At 66.1% G+C, this 15,685-nt stretch carries 13 protein-coding genes; 8 read left to right on the forward strand and 5 right to left on the reverse strand.

Annotated features, from left to right (window positions below; all coding sequences use genetic code 11):
• Nucleotides 1-16 precede the first annotated feature (16 nt).
• Entirely contained in the window at nucleotides 17-2,635 is a 2,619-nt protein-coding gene (clpB, locus tag ACSSV4_RS16395; RefSeq protein ID WP_454276171.1) for an ATP-dependent chaperone ClpB, read from the reverse strand.
• A 239-nt stretch (nucleotides 2,636-2,874) separates the two neighbouring features.
• On the opposite strand from clpB, the gene ACSSV4_RS16400 reads away from it, so the two are divergent.
• Complete coding sequence (locus ACSSV4_RS16400; protein ID WP_454276172.1) at nucleotides 2,875-3,135, forward strand: hypothetical protein; 261 nt, start codon at nucleotides 2,875-2,877, stop codon at nucleotides 3,133-3,135.
• A gap of 92 nt (nucleotides 3,136-3,227) precedes the next feature.
• Nucleotides 3,228-3,920, forward strand: coding sequence for an orotidine-5'-phosphate decarboxylase (gene pyrF, locus ACSSV4_RS16405; RefSeq protein WP_454276173.1), 693 nt, complete (start codon nucleotides 3,228-3,230; stop codon nucleotides 3,918-3,920).
• 12 nt (nucleotides 3,921-3,932) lie between these two features.
• Here the strand turns inward: pyrF and ACSSV4_RS16410 are convergent, their stop codons facing one another.
• Entirely contained in the window at nucleotides 3,933-4,514 is a 582-nt protein-coding gene (locus ACSSV4_RS16410; RefSeq protein WP_454276174.1) for a DUF1285 domain-containing protein, read from the reverse strand.
• Between the two features lie 69 nt (nucleotides 4,515-4,583).
• Here ACSSV4_RS16410 and ACSSV4_RS16415 point away from each other — a divergent pair, with 69 nt between their 5' ends.
• From ACSSV4_RS16415 to ACSSV4_RS16430, 4 genes are read left to right on the forward strand one after another with little or no spacing between them, the layout of a single operon-like run.
• On the forward strand, nucleotides 4,584-5,591 hold the full coding sequence (locus ACSSV4_RS16415) for an AAA family ATPase (protein ID WP_454276175.1): 1,008 nt from the start codon (nucleotides 4,584-4,586) through the stop codon (nucleotides 5,589-5,591).
• A 1-nt stretch (nucleotide 5,592) separates the two neighbouring features.
• Nucleotides 5,593-6,474 carry a DUF58 domain-containing protein gene (locus tag ACSSV4_RS16420; RefSeq protein ID WP_454276176.1) on the forward strand — a complete coding sequence of 294 codons (882 nt, stop codon included), beginning with the start codon at nucleotides 5,593-5,595 and terminating at the stop codon, nucleotides 6,472-6,474.
• On the forward strand, nucleotides 6,471-9,230 hold the full coding sequence (locus ACSSV4_RS16425; protein ID WP_454276177.1) for a DUF4159 domain-containing protein: 2,760 nt from the start codon (nucleotides 6,471-6,473) through the stop codon (nucleotides 9,228-9,230). Before ACSSV4_RS16420 ends, ACSSV4_RS16425 begins: the two co-directional genes overlap by 4 nt.
• The gene (locus tag ACSSV4_RS16430; RefSeq protein ID WP_454276178.1) at nucleotides 9,227-11,275 is read left to right on the forward strand and encodes a hypothetical protein; all 2,049 of its coding nucleotides are present in this window, start codon (nucleotides 9,227-9,229) and stop codon (nucleotides 11,273-11,275) included. Before ACSSV4_RS16425 ends, ACSSV4_RS16430 begins: the two co-directional genes overlap by 4 nt.
• A gap of 105 nt (nucleotides 11,276-11,380) precedes the next feature.
• Here the strand turns inward: ACSSV4_RS16430 and ACSSV4_RS16435 are convergent, their stop codons facing one another.
• Genes ACSSV4_RS16435 through ACSSV4_RS16445 form a run of 3 tightly spaced genes read right to left on the reverse strand, consistent with a single transcriptional unit; the run spans nucleotide 11,381 to nucleotide 12,911 of the window.
• Nucleotides 11,381-11,740 (reverse strand): hypothetical protein, encoded by a 360-nt coding sequence (locus tag ACSSV4_RS16435; protein WP_454276179.1) that lies wholly within the window; start codon nucleotides 11,738-11,740, stop codon nucleotides 11,381-11,383.
• 36 nt (nucleotides 11,741-11,776) lie between these two features.
• On the reverse strand, nucleotides 11,777-12,496 hold the full coding sequence (locus ACSSV4_RS16440) for a DUF599 domain-containing protein (protein WP_454276180.1): 720 nt from the start codon (nucleotides 12,494-12,496) through the stop codon (nucleotides 11,777-11,779).
• Nucleotides 12,497-12,500: 4 nt separating this feature from the next.
• A complete protein-coding gene (locus ACSSV4_RS16445) occupies nucleotides 12,501-12,911 on the reverse strand; it encodes a CopD family protein (protein WP_454276181.1) in 411 nt (136 codons plus the stop codon).
• A gap of 120 nt (nucleotides 12,912-13,031) precedes the next feature.
• On the opposite strand from ACSSV4_RS16445, the gene ACSSV4_RS16450 reads away from it, so the two are divergent.
• Entirely contained in the window at nucleotides 13,032-14,465 is a 1,434-nt protein-coding gene (locus tag ACSSV4_RS16450) for an FAD-linked oxidase C-terminal domain-containing protein (RefSeq protein WP_454276182.1), read from the forward strand.
• A 61-nt stretch (nucleotides 14,466-14,526) separates the two neighbouring features.
• Entirely contained in the window at nucleotides 14,527-15,672 is a 1,146-nt protein-coding gene (gene glcE, locus ACSSV4_RS16455; RefSeq protein WP_454276183.1) for a glycolate oxidase subunit GlcE, read from the forward strand.
• Nucleotides 15,673-15,685: the final 13 nt, after the last annotated feature.

The following is a 15,685-nucleotide window of genomic DNA, read 5'->3' on the forward strand; positions in this document are numbered from 1 at the left end:
GAGGGGCGATTTGAGATCAGTGGACCACCGCGTCGGCGGGCGGATCCTGGGTCGTGATGCCCACCCGGTCGCCGATGATCAGCCCCTCGGCCCCGGCGGTGACCGGCACGGTCGCGCCGTCGAGGATATCACCCGCAAGCAGCGCCTCGGCGAGCGGATCCTGCAAGGCGCGCTGGATCACCCGCTTGAGCGGTCGCGCGCCGAAGACCGGATCATAGCCCGTATCGGCGAGCCATTTCTTTGCGGCATCGTCGAGCTGCAGCGCGATGTTGCGGCTGGCCAGACGCCGGAGCAGGCGGCGCAGCTGGATTTCGACGATCCCGTCCATATCCTCGCGGTTCAGACGGTCGAAGATGATCGTCTCGTCCAGACGATTGAGGAATTCGGGGCGGAAATGCGCCCGCACCGCATCCATCACGTCGCGCTTGGCCTCGGACGAATCCGACGCCTCGGGCAGTTGGCTGAGCGCCTGTGAACCCAGGTTCGAGGTGAGCACGATCAGCGTCTGCTTGAAGTCCACGGTGCGGCCATGACCATCGGTCAGCACGCCGTCATCGAGCACCTGAAGGAGCACGTTGAACACGTCGGGATGTGCCTTCTCGACCTCGTCGAACAGTACCACCTGATAGGGGCGGCGGCGCACGGCCTCGGTCAGCACGCCACCCTCGTCATAGCCGACATAGCCCGGAGGTGCGCCGATCAGGCGGGCGACGGAGTGTTTCTCCATGAATTCCGACATGTCGATGCGGACCATCGCTGAATCGTCGTCAAAGAGGAATTCCGCCACCGCCTTGGTCAGTTCGGTCTTGCCGACGCCGGTCGGCCCGAGGAAGAGGAAGCTGCCAAGTGGCCGGTTCTCGTCATTCAGGCCCGCGCGCGCCCGACGCACGGCATTGGCGACGGCCTTGACCGCCTTGTTCTGACCGATCACGCGGCGATGCAGGTTGTCCTCCATCCCGAGCAGTTTCTCGCGCTCGCCCTCGAGCATCTTGGCGGTCGGGATGCCGGTCCAGCGTTCGACGACCTGCGCGATCTGCTCGGGGCGCACGGCCTCTTCGACCATGACATCGTCATCGCCTTGGCTCTCGGCCTCGGCCAACTTTTTCTCAAGCTGCGGGATCACGCCGTAGCTAAGCTCGCCCGCCTTGGCGAGATTGCCCTCGCGCTTGGCGATGTCCAGCTCGGCGCGGGCGCGGTCGAGTTGCTCCTTGAGATCGCGGGCGGAGGCCAGCTTGTCACGCTCGGCCTGCCATTGCGCGGTCATCTCGGAGGATTGCTCCTGCAACTCGGCCAGTTCGCGTTCCAGTTTGGACAGCCGGTCCTTGGAGGCGGCATCGTCTTCCTTGCGCAGGGCTTCGCATTCGATCTGCTTTTGCAGGATGTCGCGGTCGAGCGCGTCCAATTCCTCGGGCTTGCTGTCCACTTCCATGCGCAGACGGCTGGCGGCCTCGTCCATCAGGTCGATGGCCTTGTCGGGAAGAAAGCGGTCGGTGATGTAGCGGTGCGAGAGGGTTGCCGCCGCGACAAGCGCGCTGTCGGAGATGCGCACACCGTGGTGCAGCTCGTATTTCTCCTTGATGCCGCGCAGGATCGAGATCGTGTCCTCGACCGTCGGCTCCTCGACGGTGAGCGGCTGGAACCGGCGGGCAAGGGCCGCGTCCTTTTCCACATGCTTGCGGTATTCATCAAGCGTGGTGGCGCCGATGCAGTGCAGCTCACCGCGTGCCAGCGCAGGCTTGATCAAGTTGGCGGCGTCCATCGCGCCATCGGTCTTGCCCGCACCGACAAGGGTGTGCATCTCGTCGATGAAAAGGATGATTTCACCGGCGGCCTGCGTCACCTCGTTCAGCACGCCCTTGAGCCGTTCCTCGAAATCGCCGCGATATTTTGCACCGGCGATGAGCGCGCCCATGTCGAGCGAGAGCAGGCGCTTGTTGCGTAGGCTTTCAGGCACGTCACCATTGACGATGCGCAGGGCGAGACCCTCGGCGATGGCGGTCTTGCCGACGCCCGGCTCGCCGATCAGAACAGGGTTGTTCTTGGTCCGGCGGCTCAGGATCTGCATCGCGCGGCGGATCTCGTCATCGCGGCCGATAATGGGGTCGATCTTGCCTTCGCGGGCCGCCTTGGTTAGGTCGTGGGCATATTTTTCCAGCGCCTCATAGGTGTCCTCGGCGCTCGCCGTGTCGGCGGTGCGGCCCTTGCGGATATCATTGATCGCCTCGTTTATCTGTTGCGCGCTGATGCCACCAGCGTCGAGCGCGTCCTTGGCGGGGCTCTTCACGACGGCAAGCGCGGTCAGGATGCGTTCCATGGGCACAAAGCTGTCACCGGCCTTCTGGGCCAGCTTCTCGGCCTCGGCCAGCACCTTGCCGGTCTGCTGGTCCATATAGGTCTGGCCTGCATCGCCCGAGACCTGCGGAATCTTGCCCAGTGCCAGATCATTGGCCTGCGTCACCCGCGCGGGATCGCCACCGCCGCGTTTGATCAGGTTGCTGGCCAGCCCCTCGGGATCGTCCAAGAGCGCCTTGAGCAGATGTTCGGGGGCGAGTTTCTGATGGCTTTCGCGCATCGCGATGGTCTGTGCGGCCTGGATGAAACCGCGCGACCGTTCCGTGAACTTGTTGAAGTCCATGGGTCGTTCTCCTTTTCTCAAGCGTTCCCCCGGTGGCGCACCCTAATCTAGGCATGCAGCGGTCGGGGACCTTGAGTGATACATGGGTAACGGCTGCGTGAGCTTCAAGATAGACACTCCCCGAAATCGCGGCCTGCCACATTTTCGTGACCCCGACTTGGATCAACCCATTGCGATTCCAATATCTTGGGTAGTTATCCACAGGCCCGGCGCGGGCCATGAGACAAAGGATCGGACCAATGCAACACCAGCCATGCCGGATTGGACCGGTGCGCTACAATCCCAAACAGGGCGCTTTCGAGGCAGTCGTCGACATCATGCAGGGCGCGGTGGCAATCGGCTATGCTGTTCACTTCCCGGCGCCGCTCACGTCGGAGTATGACCGGGTCATGCGGGGCCTGCGCGAACGGGCGGAACGGTTGCACCAATCGGGCCGTGCCGGGCTTCGGATGCTGCGCCTGCCGGAACACGCAATTGCCGTGCACCCGCATGCCGCATGATCACGGCCGCGTAACACAGAGGGCTTGACGCCCTGCGAGCCCGCCGCGACAAGGGCGCAGACCCTTGCCCCATTGCCTGCGGAGTGTGCCCGATGTCCGATGACCGCCTGATCGTTGCCCTCGATGTGCCCAATGCGCTGGAGGGCTTGCAGCTTGCCGAGACGCTGGGAGCGTCGGTGAATTTCTACAAGATCGGGTTGGGGATGCTGACGGGTGGTGGGCTGGCGCTGGCCAATGAGCTCAAACAGGAGCATGGCAAGCGGATTTTCCTCGATATGAAGCTGTTCGATATCGGGGCCACGATCGAGGCCGCGGTGCGCGGGCTGGCGCAGTTCGATCTGGATTTCCTCACCGTGCACGGCGATCCGCATGTGGTGCGCGCCGCCAAGGAGGGGGCGGCGGGCAAGCCCTTGAAAATCCTTGCCGTGACGATCCTGACCTCGCTCGACCGGGCCGATCTCGATGCCGGGCTGATCAAGCCCGGCGATCTGTCCGATCTGGTGGCCGAGCGCGCGGGGCGGGCCTTCGAGGCGGGGGCCGATGGCGTGATCGCCAGCCCGCAGGAGGCCGCAATGATCCGCGCCCTGCCGCAAGCGGCGGGGCGATTGATCGTGACACCCGGCGTGCGGCCCGTTGGCAGTGCCCTCGGCGATCAGAAACGGGTGGCGACCCCGGCGCAGGCGGTGGCCGCCGGGGCCGATCATATCGTGGTGGGCCGTCCCGTCTGGACGGCGGAGAACCCGCGTGCCGCCGCCGAGGCGATCCTCAAGGAGTTGCCCGGCTGACCGGAAAACCGCTCAGGGCAATTCGTCTTCCGGAATGATGCGGAAGAACGCGCCGCCCGACCACAGGCCGAACCAGCCTGCCGAACAATCACCGATCTCGACCAGCCGGTAAAAACTCTTGCGGTCGATGAGCGCCTCGAGATTGGCGCGCACCAGCACGTAAGGAGAAGGCTCACCGGTTTCGGGGTCGCGCTCCACGCGAATCGGATGATCCGGCCCGGCGGTGACGTGATCGCCGACATTGGTCTCGAACCGCAGGGTCTGATCCTGCCCTGCCCCCTCGGCCTGGACATCAACGGCCACGAAAGGCGCGTCATCGACCGTAATCCCGACCTTTTCGACCGGCGTGACCAGAAAATAATCATCCCCGTCTCGGCGCAGAATGGTCGAAAAGAGCCGCACAAGTGCTGTCCGCGTGATCGGCGTACCCTGGTAGAACCACGTCCCGTCGCGGGCGATGCGCATGTCGAGATCTCCGCAAAACGGTGGATTCCAGTCCTGTACCGGCGGCAGACCGCGCCCGTGCTTGGCGACCGCACGTGCAGAAGCGGCGAGGCTGTCGGCTGACGGGGTTGTGAGAGATTCTGTGCTCATTGCTTTTGCCATTTCTGTCTTGCGCGATACACTCTAGGCTGAGGATATAGTTCTGACAGGAGTTTTGCCATGACCGATGACCCCGATCTTCTCGCCGGTCTCGACGCGCTGGAAGGCAAATTGGCGCAGGCCCGCGCCTCGATCACGCGGCGGTTCATCGGTCAGGAGCGGGTGGTTGACCTGTCGCTCTCGGCGCTTTTGTGCGGCGGGCACGGGTTGCTCATCGGCCTGCCCGGTCTGGGCAAGACCCGGCTGGTCGAGACATTGGGCACGGTGATGGGCCTCAACACCAACCGAGTGCAGTTCACGCCAGATCTCATGCCCGCCGACATTCTGGGCAGCGAAGTACTGGAGACCTCCGAGGACGGCAAGCGCGCCTTCAAGTTCATTGAGGGGCCGATCTTTTGCCAGCTTCTGATGGCCGACGAGATCAACCGCGCCAGCCCGCGCACGCAATCGGCGCTGTTGCAGGCGATGCAGGAGCGGCAGGTGACGGTCGCGGGCCAGAACCGCACGCTCACCCCGCCCTTTCACGTGCTGGCCACACAGAACCCGATCGAGCAGGAGGGCACATACCCCCTGCCCGAGGCACAGCTTGACCGTTTTCTCGTGCAGATCGACGTGCCCTACCCGGACCGTGACACCGAACGCGCGATCCTGCTGGCCACCACCGGGGCCGAGGAAGAAGAGGCCCATGGCGTCTTTACCCCCGAAGAATTGATCGACGCGCAACAGATGCTGCGCCGCATGCCAGTGGGCGAAAAGGTGATGGAGGTCATTCTCGATCTCGTGCGCGCCTGCCGCCCCGAGGATGCGAGCGCCGACGAGCGCGTGCGCGAGAGCGTCGCCTGGGGCCCCGGCCCGCGTGCCGCACAGGCGCTGATGCTGACGGTGCGGGCGCGGGCGATGTTGCAGGGCCGCCTTGCCCCCGATGCCAGCGACGTGGCCGCGATGGCGCAGCCGGTGCTGGGCCACCGCATGGCGCTCAATTTTGCCGCGCGGGCCCGGGGCGACAGCCTCAACGCATTGATCGCGCGGATGATCGAGGACGTGACACAGGTTCAGGCCGCCGCCTGACATGGAAGAGACCGTCCATACCCTGCGCCCCCGCGCCGAGGCCGAGGCCGCGCGCCTGCCGCCGCTTCTGGCGCGGGCCGAGCATCTGGCGGGCACCGTCCTGTTGGGCGAGCACGGCCGCAGACGCGCCGGGCAAGGCGACGATTTCTGGCAATACCGCCCGGTGCAACAGGGCGACAGCCGCCGGATGATCGACTGGCGCCGCTCGGCCCGGTCGGACGCTCAGTTCGTGCGGCAACGCGAATGGCAGATAGCGCAGAGCGTCATGCTCTGGGTCGATCCCGCCGCCTCGATGCGGTTTTCCTCAGACAAGGGCCTGCCCGACAAGGCAGATCGCGCGCGGCTTCTGGCGCTGGCAATCTCGGTGCTGCTGCTGCGCGGCGGCGAACGGGTGGGAATGACCGGCACCGCCCTGCCCCCCCGGCGCGGGCAGGCGCAACTGGCGCGGCTGACACAGGCGCTCACGCTCGACAGCGACGACGATTACGCAAGCCCCGACATGGCGGGCCTCGTGCCGCATGGCCGGGCGCTCTTGATCTCAGATTACATGGGTGATCTGGCGGGGCTGCGCGCCGCATTGACCAAGGCGGCGGATCGCGGGGTGCGCGGCGTGGTCTATCAGGTGCTCGACCCGGCGGAAGAGGCGTTTCCCTATCGCGGCCGCACGATTTTCGAGAGCATGGGCGGCACGCTGGCGCATGAGACGCTGAAGGCCAACGACCTGCGCGACCGCTATCTGGCGAGGCTGGCGGAACGCAAGGCCGAACTCGCCTCGCTTTGTGCCGCGACCGGCTGGCGGCACGGTTTGCACCACACCGGCGACTCTGCGCAATCGGCGCTCCTGTGGCTCTATCGCGCGATCGACAAGGGGGCGGGCGCATGATGCTTGGACCTATCGGTTTCGCAGCACCCTGGCTGTTGCTGGCGCTCGCCGCGCTGCCCATCCTGTGGATTATCCTGCGCGCCGTGCCGCCTGCGCCCATTCGGCGGCGCTTCCCCGGCGTGGCGCTGCTTCTGGGGCTGACCGATGACGACACGGTGACGGATCGCACGCCGTGGTGGCTATTGCTTCTGCGGATTCTGGCGGTGGCGGCGGTGATCGTGGGGCTGGCGGGGCCGGTGCTCAATCCTCGCGCGGACGGCGAGGCGGCAAGCCGCCTGCCGCTGCTGATCGTGACCGATGCAAGCTGGGCCAATGCGCGGGACTGGAACGCGCAGGTGGCGGTGATGGACGGCCTCTTGGCCGAGGCGGGGCGCGACGGGCGCGCCGCCGCGATCATGGAGTTGAGCGACCCCGAAGCGCCGGTCTTTCGCGCCGCCGAGACATGGCGCAGCGGCCTGCCGGGGCTGACACCCGCGCCCTGGGGCCCCACCCCCGAGACGCTGGAGGCAGCGGCAGAGATGCTCGGCGATGACGGGTTCGAGACGCGCTGGTTCTCGGACGGTCTGGCGCATGACGGGCGCGATGCACTGCTTGAGGCACTGGAGGCGCGCGGCCCGGTCACGGTGCACGAAAGCGCGCGCCCGGTGCTGGCCCTTCGCCCCGCGCAACTATCCGACGGGCTGGTCGATCTGACCGCACTGCGCGCCGCGCCGGGTGGCACGCGCGAGATCACCGTCAATGCCCATGGCCTCGACCCCGCAGACATCCCGCGCGTGCTGGCGAGCCTGCCGATGACATTCGAAGAAGATGCCACCGAGGCCACCGGCGCGCTCTCGCTGCCGCCTGAACTGCGCGCCCGTGTCACCCGGTTCGAGATCGCCGGAGAGACGCAGGCAGGAGCGGTCACGCTCACAGATGACGGGCTGAAACGGCGCGAGGTGGCGCTGATTGCCGGTCGCGAGGATCGCGAGGGGTTGGAGCTTTTGTCGCCGCTGCATTACCTCGAAAAGGCGCTGGTGCCGACCGCCGACCTGCTGGACGGCGCGCTGATGGATGTGCTGCCCGCCAACCCCGATGTGATCGTGCTGGCCGATGTGGCGACCCTTTCGGGTGCCGAGCAGGCGGCCTTGCTCGAATGGGCCGAAAAGGGTGGACTGCTCCTGCGCTTTGCCGGGCCGCGCGTCGCCGCAAGTGACATCTCGCGCAGCGAAGAGGCCCCACTGATGCCGGTCCGCCTGCGCGCGGGCGGGCGCACGGTGGGCGGCGCGATGAGCTGGGGAGAGCCCAAATCGCTCGCCCCCTTCCCCGATGGCAGCCCGTTTCAGGGGCTCGATATCCCTGGTGACGTGACGGTCAGCGCGCAGGTCATGGCACAGCCCGACCCGACGCTGGCCGAGCGGGTGATCGCCCAACTGACCGACGGCACACCGCTGGTCACGCGCAAGCGGATCGGCGCGGGGCAGGTCGTGCTCTTTCACGTCACCGCCAATGCCGAATGGTCTTCCCTGCCGCTCTCGGGCCTTTTCGTACAGATGCTGGAGCGGCTGGCGGTGTCCTCGGCCATCGCCCCGCCGGACATGGCGGAACTTGAGGGCACCACATGGCAGCCGGTCGAGGTGCTCGACGGGTTCGGGCGGCTGGACGATGCGGGCACCCGTCCCGGCGTGGCCGGTGAGGACCTGCTTGAGGCGTCGCTTGGTCCCGACCTTCTGCCGGGGCTCTACGATGGCCCGGAGCGGCGGATGGCGCGCAATGTGATGACGCAGGAGGCGACCCTCACCCCCATGACATGGCCCTCGCGCATCCCCGTCGAGGGGCTGACCCGCGCGCCTGAGACGCCGCTTGGCGGGTGGCTGCTGGCTGCGGCGCTGGTACTGCTGACGGCGGATATCCTTGCCTCACTGGCGCTTTCAGGGCGGCTCTGGCCCGCGCGGGCGGCGGCGATGCTTCTGGTCGCGCTCAGCCTCGGCACACCGCAACAGGCGCAGGCGCAGGAGAGTGATGCCCGCGCGATCGAAGCCACGTCCGAAGTGGTGCTCGCCCATGTGATCACTGGCAATACTGACGTGGACGACGCCGCGCGCGCCGGGCTGCGGGGGCTGGGGCGGATGCTCACCTTCCGCACCTCGGTCGAGCCGGACCCGCCGATCAGCGTCAACCTCGAAACCGATGAGCTGGCGTTCTACCCGATCCTCTACTGGCCGATCACGCCCGATCAGCCCACCCCCTCGGCCGAGGCCTATGTGAAACTCAACGACTACCTGCGCAGTGGCGGCATGATCGTGTTCGACACCCGCGACGCCGATGTGGCGGGCTTCGGCGCCTCCTCGCCCAATGGCGCGCGACTGCAACGGCTGGCGGCCCCGCTGGATATTCCCCCGCTGGAGCCGGTGCCGGAGGATCACGTCCTGACCCGCACGTTCTATCTGCTCAGCGATTTCCCGGGCCGTCACACTGGCCGCGCGGTCTGGGTCGAGGCCGCGCCCCCCGATGCCGAACGCATCGACGGCATGCCGTTCCGCAATCTCAATGACGGGGTGACGCCGGTGGTGATTGGCGGAAATGACTGGGCCTCGGCCTGGGCGGTGAACGAGCGCGGCGATCCGCTGTTTCCGGTCGGACGCGGCTATGCCGGAGAGCGGCAGCGCGAACTGGCCTACCGCTTCGGCGTCAATCTGGTGATGCATGTGCTGACCGGCAATTACAAATCCGATCAGGTCCATGTGCCCGCCCTTCTGGACAGGTTGGGCCAATGACGGGCAGCGTGATTTTTGATCCACTCCTGCCGGTCTGGCTGATTGCCGCATTGGCGGTGCTGGTGGCGGCAGGATTGTCCCTCGCACTCTTGCGCGGCCTGTCGGGCTGGGCGTTCCGTGCACTGGCCGGGCTGGTCGTGCTGGGCGCACTGCTTGGCCCCGCCTATCAGCAGGAGGATCGCGCCCCGCTGAGCGATATCGTGCTGCTGGTCGAGGATGAAAGCGCCAGTCAAGGACTCGCGGACCGGGGTGCCATGACACGGGAGACTGCAGATACGCTGGCGGCGCAACTGGAGGCGCGCGAGAATACCGAGGTGCGGCGCGTGCCGGTGCCCGACGCGCCCGAGAATGGCGGCACGCTGGCGATGACAGCCCTCGCACAGGCCATGGCCGAAGAGCCGCGTGGCCGCATCGCCGGGGTGATCATGCTCTCTGACGGGCGCATCCACGATGCCGAAAGCGCGCCTCAGATCCCCGCGCCGCTGCACCTGCTGCATAGCGGGCGCGAGGGCGACTGGGACCGGCGCCTGCGCGTCGACAATGCCCCCGCCTTTGCCATTCTCGACGAAGAAGTGCGCCTCACGCTGACCATCGAGGATGATGGCGCGGCCCCCGAAGGCGTCGAGGAAGTGCCGCTCGACATCTCCATCGACGGCGACGAGCCGCGCCGCTTTTCCGTGCCCCTGGGCGAGGAAATGACCCTGCCCCTGACCCTGCCGCATGGCGGGCGCAACGTGCTGCAATTCACCACACCGATGGCCGAAGGCGAACTCACGGACCGCAACAACACCGCGCTTGTGCAGATCAACGGCGTGCGCGACCGGCTCAGCGTCCTTCTGGTCTCGGGTCAGCCGCATCCAGGCACGCGCACATGGCGCAACCTGCTGAAATCCGACAGTTCGGTCGATCTGGTGCATTTCACGATCCTGCGCCCGCCCGAGAAACAGGACGGCGTGCCGGTGCGGGAACTCTCGCTCATCGCCTTTCCGACGCGCGAGCTGTTCCTCGAAAAGGTCGATGATTTCGACCTGATCATCTTTGACCGCTACCGCCGTCGCGGTATTTTGCCCTCGATCTACCTCGAAAACATCCGCCAATACGTCGAAAAGGGCGGCGCGGTGCTGCTCGCCGCAGGCCCGGATTTCGCCGGGGCCGAGAGCATCTATCGCGGCCCATTCGAGGAAATGGTGCCCGCCCGCCCCACCGCGCGGGTTGTGGAAGAGGGCTATCGCCCCGATGTCACCGACCTGGGCGAGCGACACCCGGTGACCGCCGGGCTGGAGCGTGATTTCGGCGCCGAATGGGGCCGCTGGATGCGCCAGATCGAGGTGACGCCTACGGGCGGCGACGTGGTCATGTCGGGCGTGGGCGACCGCCCGCTCCTGATGCTTGACCGCGTCGGCGAGGGGCGCGTGGCGCTGCTGGCGTCGGATCACGCCTGGCTCTGGGGGCGCGGCTTCGAAGGCGGCGGACCACAACTCGAACTCCTGCGCCGTCTCGCGCATTGGATGATGAAGGAACCCGAACTTGAGGAAGAGGCGCTCTGGGCCGAGGCGACGGGGCAACAGATGCGGGTGATCCGCCGGTCGCTCTCAGACGAGGTGGGGCCGGTCACGATCACCACACCCTCCGGCGAGGTGATCGAGCGAGATCTCGAAGAGGTCTCGCCCGGACGGTTCGAGACGCTTTATGACGGGCCCGAGATCGGGCTTTACCGGCTGGAGAATGGCGAGGAAAGCGCGGTGATCGGGCTCGGCCCGGCCGCCCCGGTCGAGTTCGAGCGCACGATTGCCAGCGATGCCGCCTTGCGCCCGGTGATCGACGCCACCAATGGCGGCGTGCAGGCGATGGCCGACGGGGTGCCGCGCATCCGCGAGGTGCGCGAAGGCCGCCCCGCCGCCGGGCGCGGCTGGATCGGGATCACGCCGCGCGGCGCCTATGAGACGATGAGCGTGAGCCAGATGGCGCTCCTGCCGCCGTGGCTTGTCCTGTTACTGGTCTCGGGGCTGATCCTTACGGGTTGGCTGCGCGAGGGGCGTCGGTAGAGGGACGGTTCAGGTCTGTTGCGGACTTTGGCGAACGACAGAAGGTGCCGCGCGGGGTGCGGCGACGGCAACTTCAGGCCAATCGCTCCCTGCTCTCCCCCTGCCCTATGGCTCCAGTTCGACCCGCACCGTCTCACTGCTCCAGCCCTCGATCGAGCAATGCGCCTTGACGAAAATCTCGCGCGTGCCGTCGGGCAGGTTGAGATTGGTCAGCGACCGGGTGAAAGGTTGCTCATCGACATGCGGATGGTGCAGAATGCGATGTCCCAGACGATTGCCGTTAGCATCCAGCACCTCCCAGCCATCGGCATAATGATCCCAGCCGGTATCGGGATGCTCGATGGTCACATCGACGCGCCAGGACATGCCGGATTTCTCGACCTGAACGTCGAGAATCGCGGGCTCATGCGCCATGACGGCGGTGGCGAGGCAACAGGCGCCGAGGCAGGAGACGATCTGTTTCATGCCCACCATCGTAGCGCGAAACCGTCAGCCTTGCACTCACTTCCCTGTGTGTTCCACACCGTCGGGCAGCATGAGCACCGCGCGCGAGGCCGAGGCGAATTCACGCCGCAGCAGAACCAGCGCAGTGATCGCTGCCGCCGCGATCAGCGCATATGCCCCGAGCAGCCAGGCCGTCGCCGCGAGTGCACAGTAAAGCGCACGCAGGCCGCGATTGAAGCCGCGCGCGGCGGTGATGTTGATCTCGCCCGCCTTGCGCGCCCGCGACAGCGCGGCAGGATGGCCCGGATCATTGGGCACCGCCCCCATCAGAACGGCGCAATAGCCGAACAGACGGTTGGACCAGACAAATTTCAAGAAGGCATTGACCAGAAAGAGCACGATCAGCAGGATCTTGACCTCCCAGACGATCATCGGGCGTTGCCCGGCGCTAAGATCTCCGGCAAGGCCGATCACCCGCTCCAGATCGCCCAGAAGGGCCAGCGCCCCGCCGATGGCAATAAGCGTGGCCGAGGCGAAAAACGAGGTGCCCTGCCGCAATTGCCCGATCACCTGCGAATCGAAGATGCGCGGATCACGGGTCACGAATTGCACCATCCATTCGCGGCGATAATCGGCCATCAGGTTCGAGGTGGAGGGCCAGCGGCGCGGGGCGTTCTCGATCAGCAGGGTCATGCCGATCCATACCCCAAGCAGCAGCGCCACGCCGACCGCGTCGAGCCGTGTGAAATGCGCCAGTTCCGGCAGCAGCGCGCCCATCGGCTCAGAACGGGCGCACGATCACGGCCCAAAGCACCGCGATCACGCCGAACACGCTGATTTCGTTGAAGATGCGCAGGAAACGGTCGCTCTCGGTAAAGAGGCCCTTGCGCGCCCGCAGCACAAGCTGACCGGTCCACGCGTAATGCAGCGCAAGCGCCACAACCAGTGCCAGCTTGAGATGGGCCCAGCCCGGCCAGCCCAGCCAATGTGCGAGGTAAAGACCGGTGCCGATGGCGATCACGCCAAGCCCGAGCGAAAACCGGTAAAGCCGGATCGTCAGATCGCCAAGCGGGCCGAATTCGCCCAGCCTGTCCCATTCACGGTGCCAGTAGATCAGCGCGCGCGGCACGGCGAAAATTGACGTCATCCAGCCCATGACGCAAAGAATGTGTATGATCTTGACCCAATCCATCCGCTTTCCCTTGCCCGAGCGTGGCAGTCTGCGCAAGTGTCAGAGGGTCGCGCCGATGAAAAAGGACTCGCAACATCGTCAAATTGGTTATATAGTTTTACCAATTTCAGGAGGTATGCCATGCAGATGCCAGAGCCAAATCCCGCCATTCTCGCCAAGAAGGCCGCTCTTGTAGAGCGTCTGCAAGAGGTTTTGCCGCAGGACGCCGTGATCACCGATCTGGCCGAAACGCGCGCCTATGAATGCGACGCGCTGACTGCCTACAAATGCCCGCCTCTGGCGGTGGTCCTGCCCGCCTCGACGCAAGAGGTCTCGGACGCCTTGGCGATCTGTCACGAGATGGGTGTGCCGGTGGTGCCGCGCGGCTCGGGTACGTCACTGGCGGGCGGTGCGCTGCCCACGGCGGATAGCGTGATTCTCGGGGTGGCGCGGCTCGCGGAGGTGCTGGAGACCGATTACGACAACCGTTTCATCCGGGTACAGACCGGGCGCACCAACCTGAGTGTCACCGGCGCCGTGGAAGAACACGGGTTTTTCTACGCGCCCGACCCATCGAGCCAGCTGGCCTGTGCCATCGCGGGCAATATCGCGATGAATTCGGGCGGGGCGCATTGCCTCAAATACGGAGTGACCACCAACAACCTGATGGGCGTGACCATGGTGCTGATGGACGGCACCGTGATCGAACTGGGCGGCGCGTATCTGGAGGCCGAGGGCTACGACCTGCTGGGCCTGATCTGCGGATCCGAGGGGCAGTTGGGCGTGGTGACCGAGGCGACCTTGCGCATCCTGCGAAAGCCCGAGGGCGCGCGACCCGTGCTGATTGGCTTTGATTCGAACGAGGTGGCCGGGGCCTGCGTCAGCGACATCATCAAGGCGGGCGTGCTGCCGGTGGCGATCGAATTCATGGACCGCCCCTGCATCCGTGCGACCGAGGATTTCGCCAAGGCGGGCTATCCCGATTGCGAGGCGCTGCTGATCGTCGAGGTCGAGGGATCGGATGCCGAGATCGACGAGCAACTGAGCCTCATCGAAGAGATCGCGCGGCGGCACGATCCGGTGGAGTTGCGCCAGAGCCGGTCCGCCGAAGAAAGTGCCAAGATCTGGCTGGGCCGGAAATCGGCCTTTGGTGCGATGGGCAATATCAACGATTACATGTGCCTCGACGGCACCATCCCGGTCAGCCAGCTTCCTTTCGTCCTGCGTCGCATCGGCGAGATGTCGGAGCAGTTCGGACTGGACGTGGCGAATGTGTTTCACGCAGGCGACGGCAACATGCATCCGCTCATCCTGTTCGATGCCAACAAGCCCGGAGATCTGGAACTGTGCGAGGAATTCGGGGCAGAGATTCTCAAGCTTTGCGTCGAGGTAGGCGGGTGCCTCACCGGCGAGCATGGCGTGGGAATCGAGAAGCGCGACCTGATGGCACATCAATACGCGCCCGATGATCTGGCCGCGCAGATGGACGTCAAGGACGTGTTCGATCCCAAATGGCTGCTCAACCCGGCCAAGGTGTTTCCGCTCGATTCGTCCGACCCACGGCGCGCGGCCTGACATAGTAGACCCGAGGGGTTCACCCCCGGACCCCAGGGTATTTTTGCCGAGAAGAAGCAGCATGACACCGAAAACCGAGGCGGAACTTGCCGAGATCATCACCGGCGCGGAGGGACCGCTGCGCATCGAGGGCGGCGGCACGCGGCCCCTTGGGCGCGCCTCGAACGGGGCGCGGCTGGGCACGTCTGGGCTGACCGGGATCGAGCTCTATGAGCCCGGCGCGCTGACGCTGGTCGCCAAGGCGGGCACGCCGCTGGCGGAGATTGAGGCCGCGCTGGAGGCCGAGGGCCAGCGGCTGGCCTTCGAGCCGATGGATCATCGCGGGCTGTTGGGCACGAACGGCACTCCGACCATCGGCGGCGTGGTGGCCGCCAATGTCAGCGGGCCGCGCCGGATCCAAGCCGGGGCCTGCCGCGATTTCCTTTTGGGCGTGCGCTTTGTCGATGGGCAGGGGCGCATCGTCAAGAATGGCGGGCGGGTGATGAAGAACGTGACCGGCTATGATCTGGTGAAGCTGATGGCCGGGAGTTACGGCACGTTGGGCGTGCTGACCGAAGTCGCGCTCAAGGTGCTGCCGCGCCCGCGCAGTACCGGGGTGATGCGGGTTGAGGGCCTGAGCGACGCGCAGGCGATCACCGCGCTCAACCGTGCGCTCGGCTCGCCCTACGAGGTGACCGGGGCCGCGCATCTGCAAACCGGTCCGAACGAAGCGCCAGTCACGATGATCCGGCTGGAGGGGTTCGAAAACTCCGTGGCCTACCGCGCCGGAGAATTGCAATCGCTGCTCGCGGAATTCGGCAATTTCACGCTGGAGACAGACCCGGAAAAGACCGAGGCGGATTGGCGATACGTACGCGACGTTGCCCCGTTTCACGGACGCGACGGTGATGTCTGGCGCATCTCGGTCAAGCCCACGGACGCGGCCGGGATCGTGGCCGATCTGGGCGGAGCAGAGGCGCTCTATGATTGGGGTGGCGGGCTGATCTGGCTGCTGGCCCCCGAGGGCTCGGGCATCAGTGCCGGTAAACTGCGCGCCGCCGTGGCAGCGAAAGGCGGGCACGCGATGTTGATCCGGGGGGACCGGAGCCGGGCCACATTCCCGCCGCTGCCCGCGCCGGTGGCCGCCCTGCAAGAGGGGCTGCGACAGAAATTCGACCCCCGCCAAATCCTCAACCCCGGCCTGATGACGCAGGGCGAAACCGCCTGAGCCGCGCCCGGAG

Source organism: Roseovarius sp. MBR-154 (assembly GCF_053628595.1).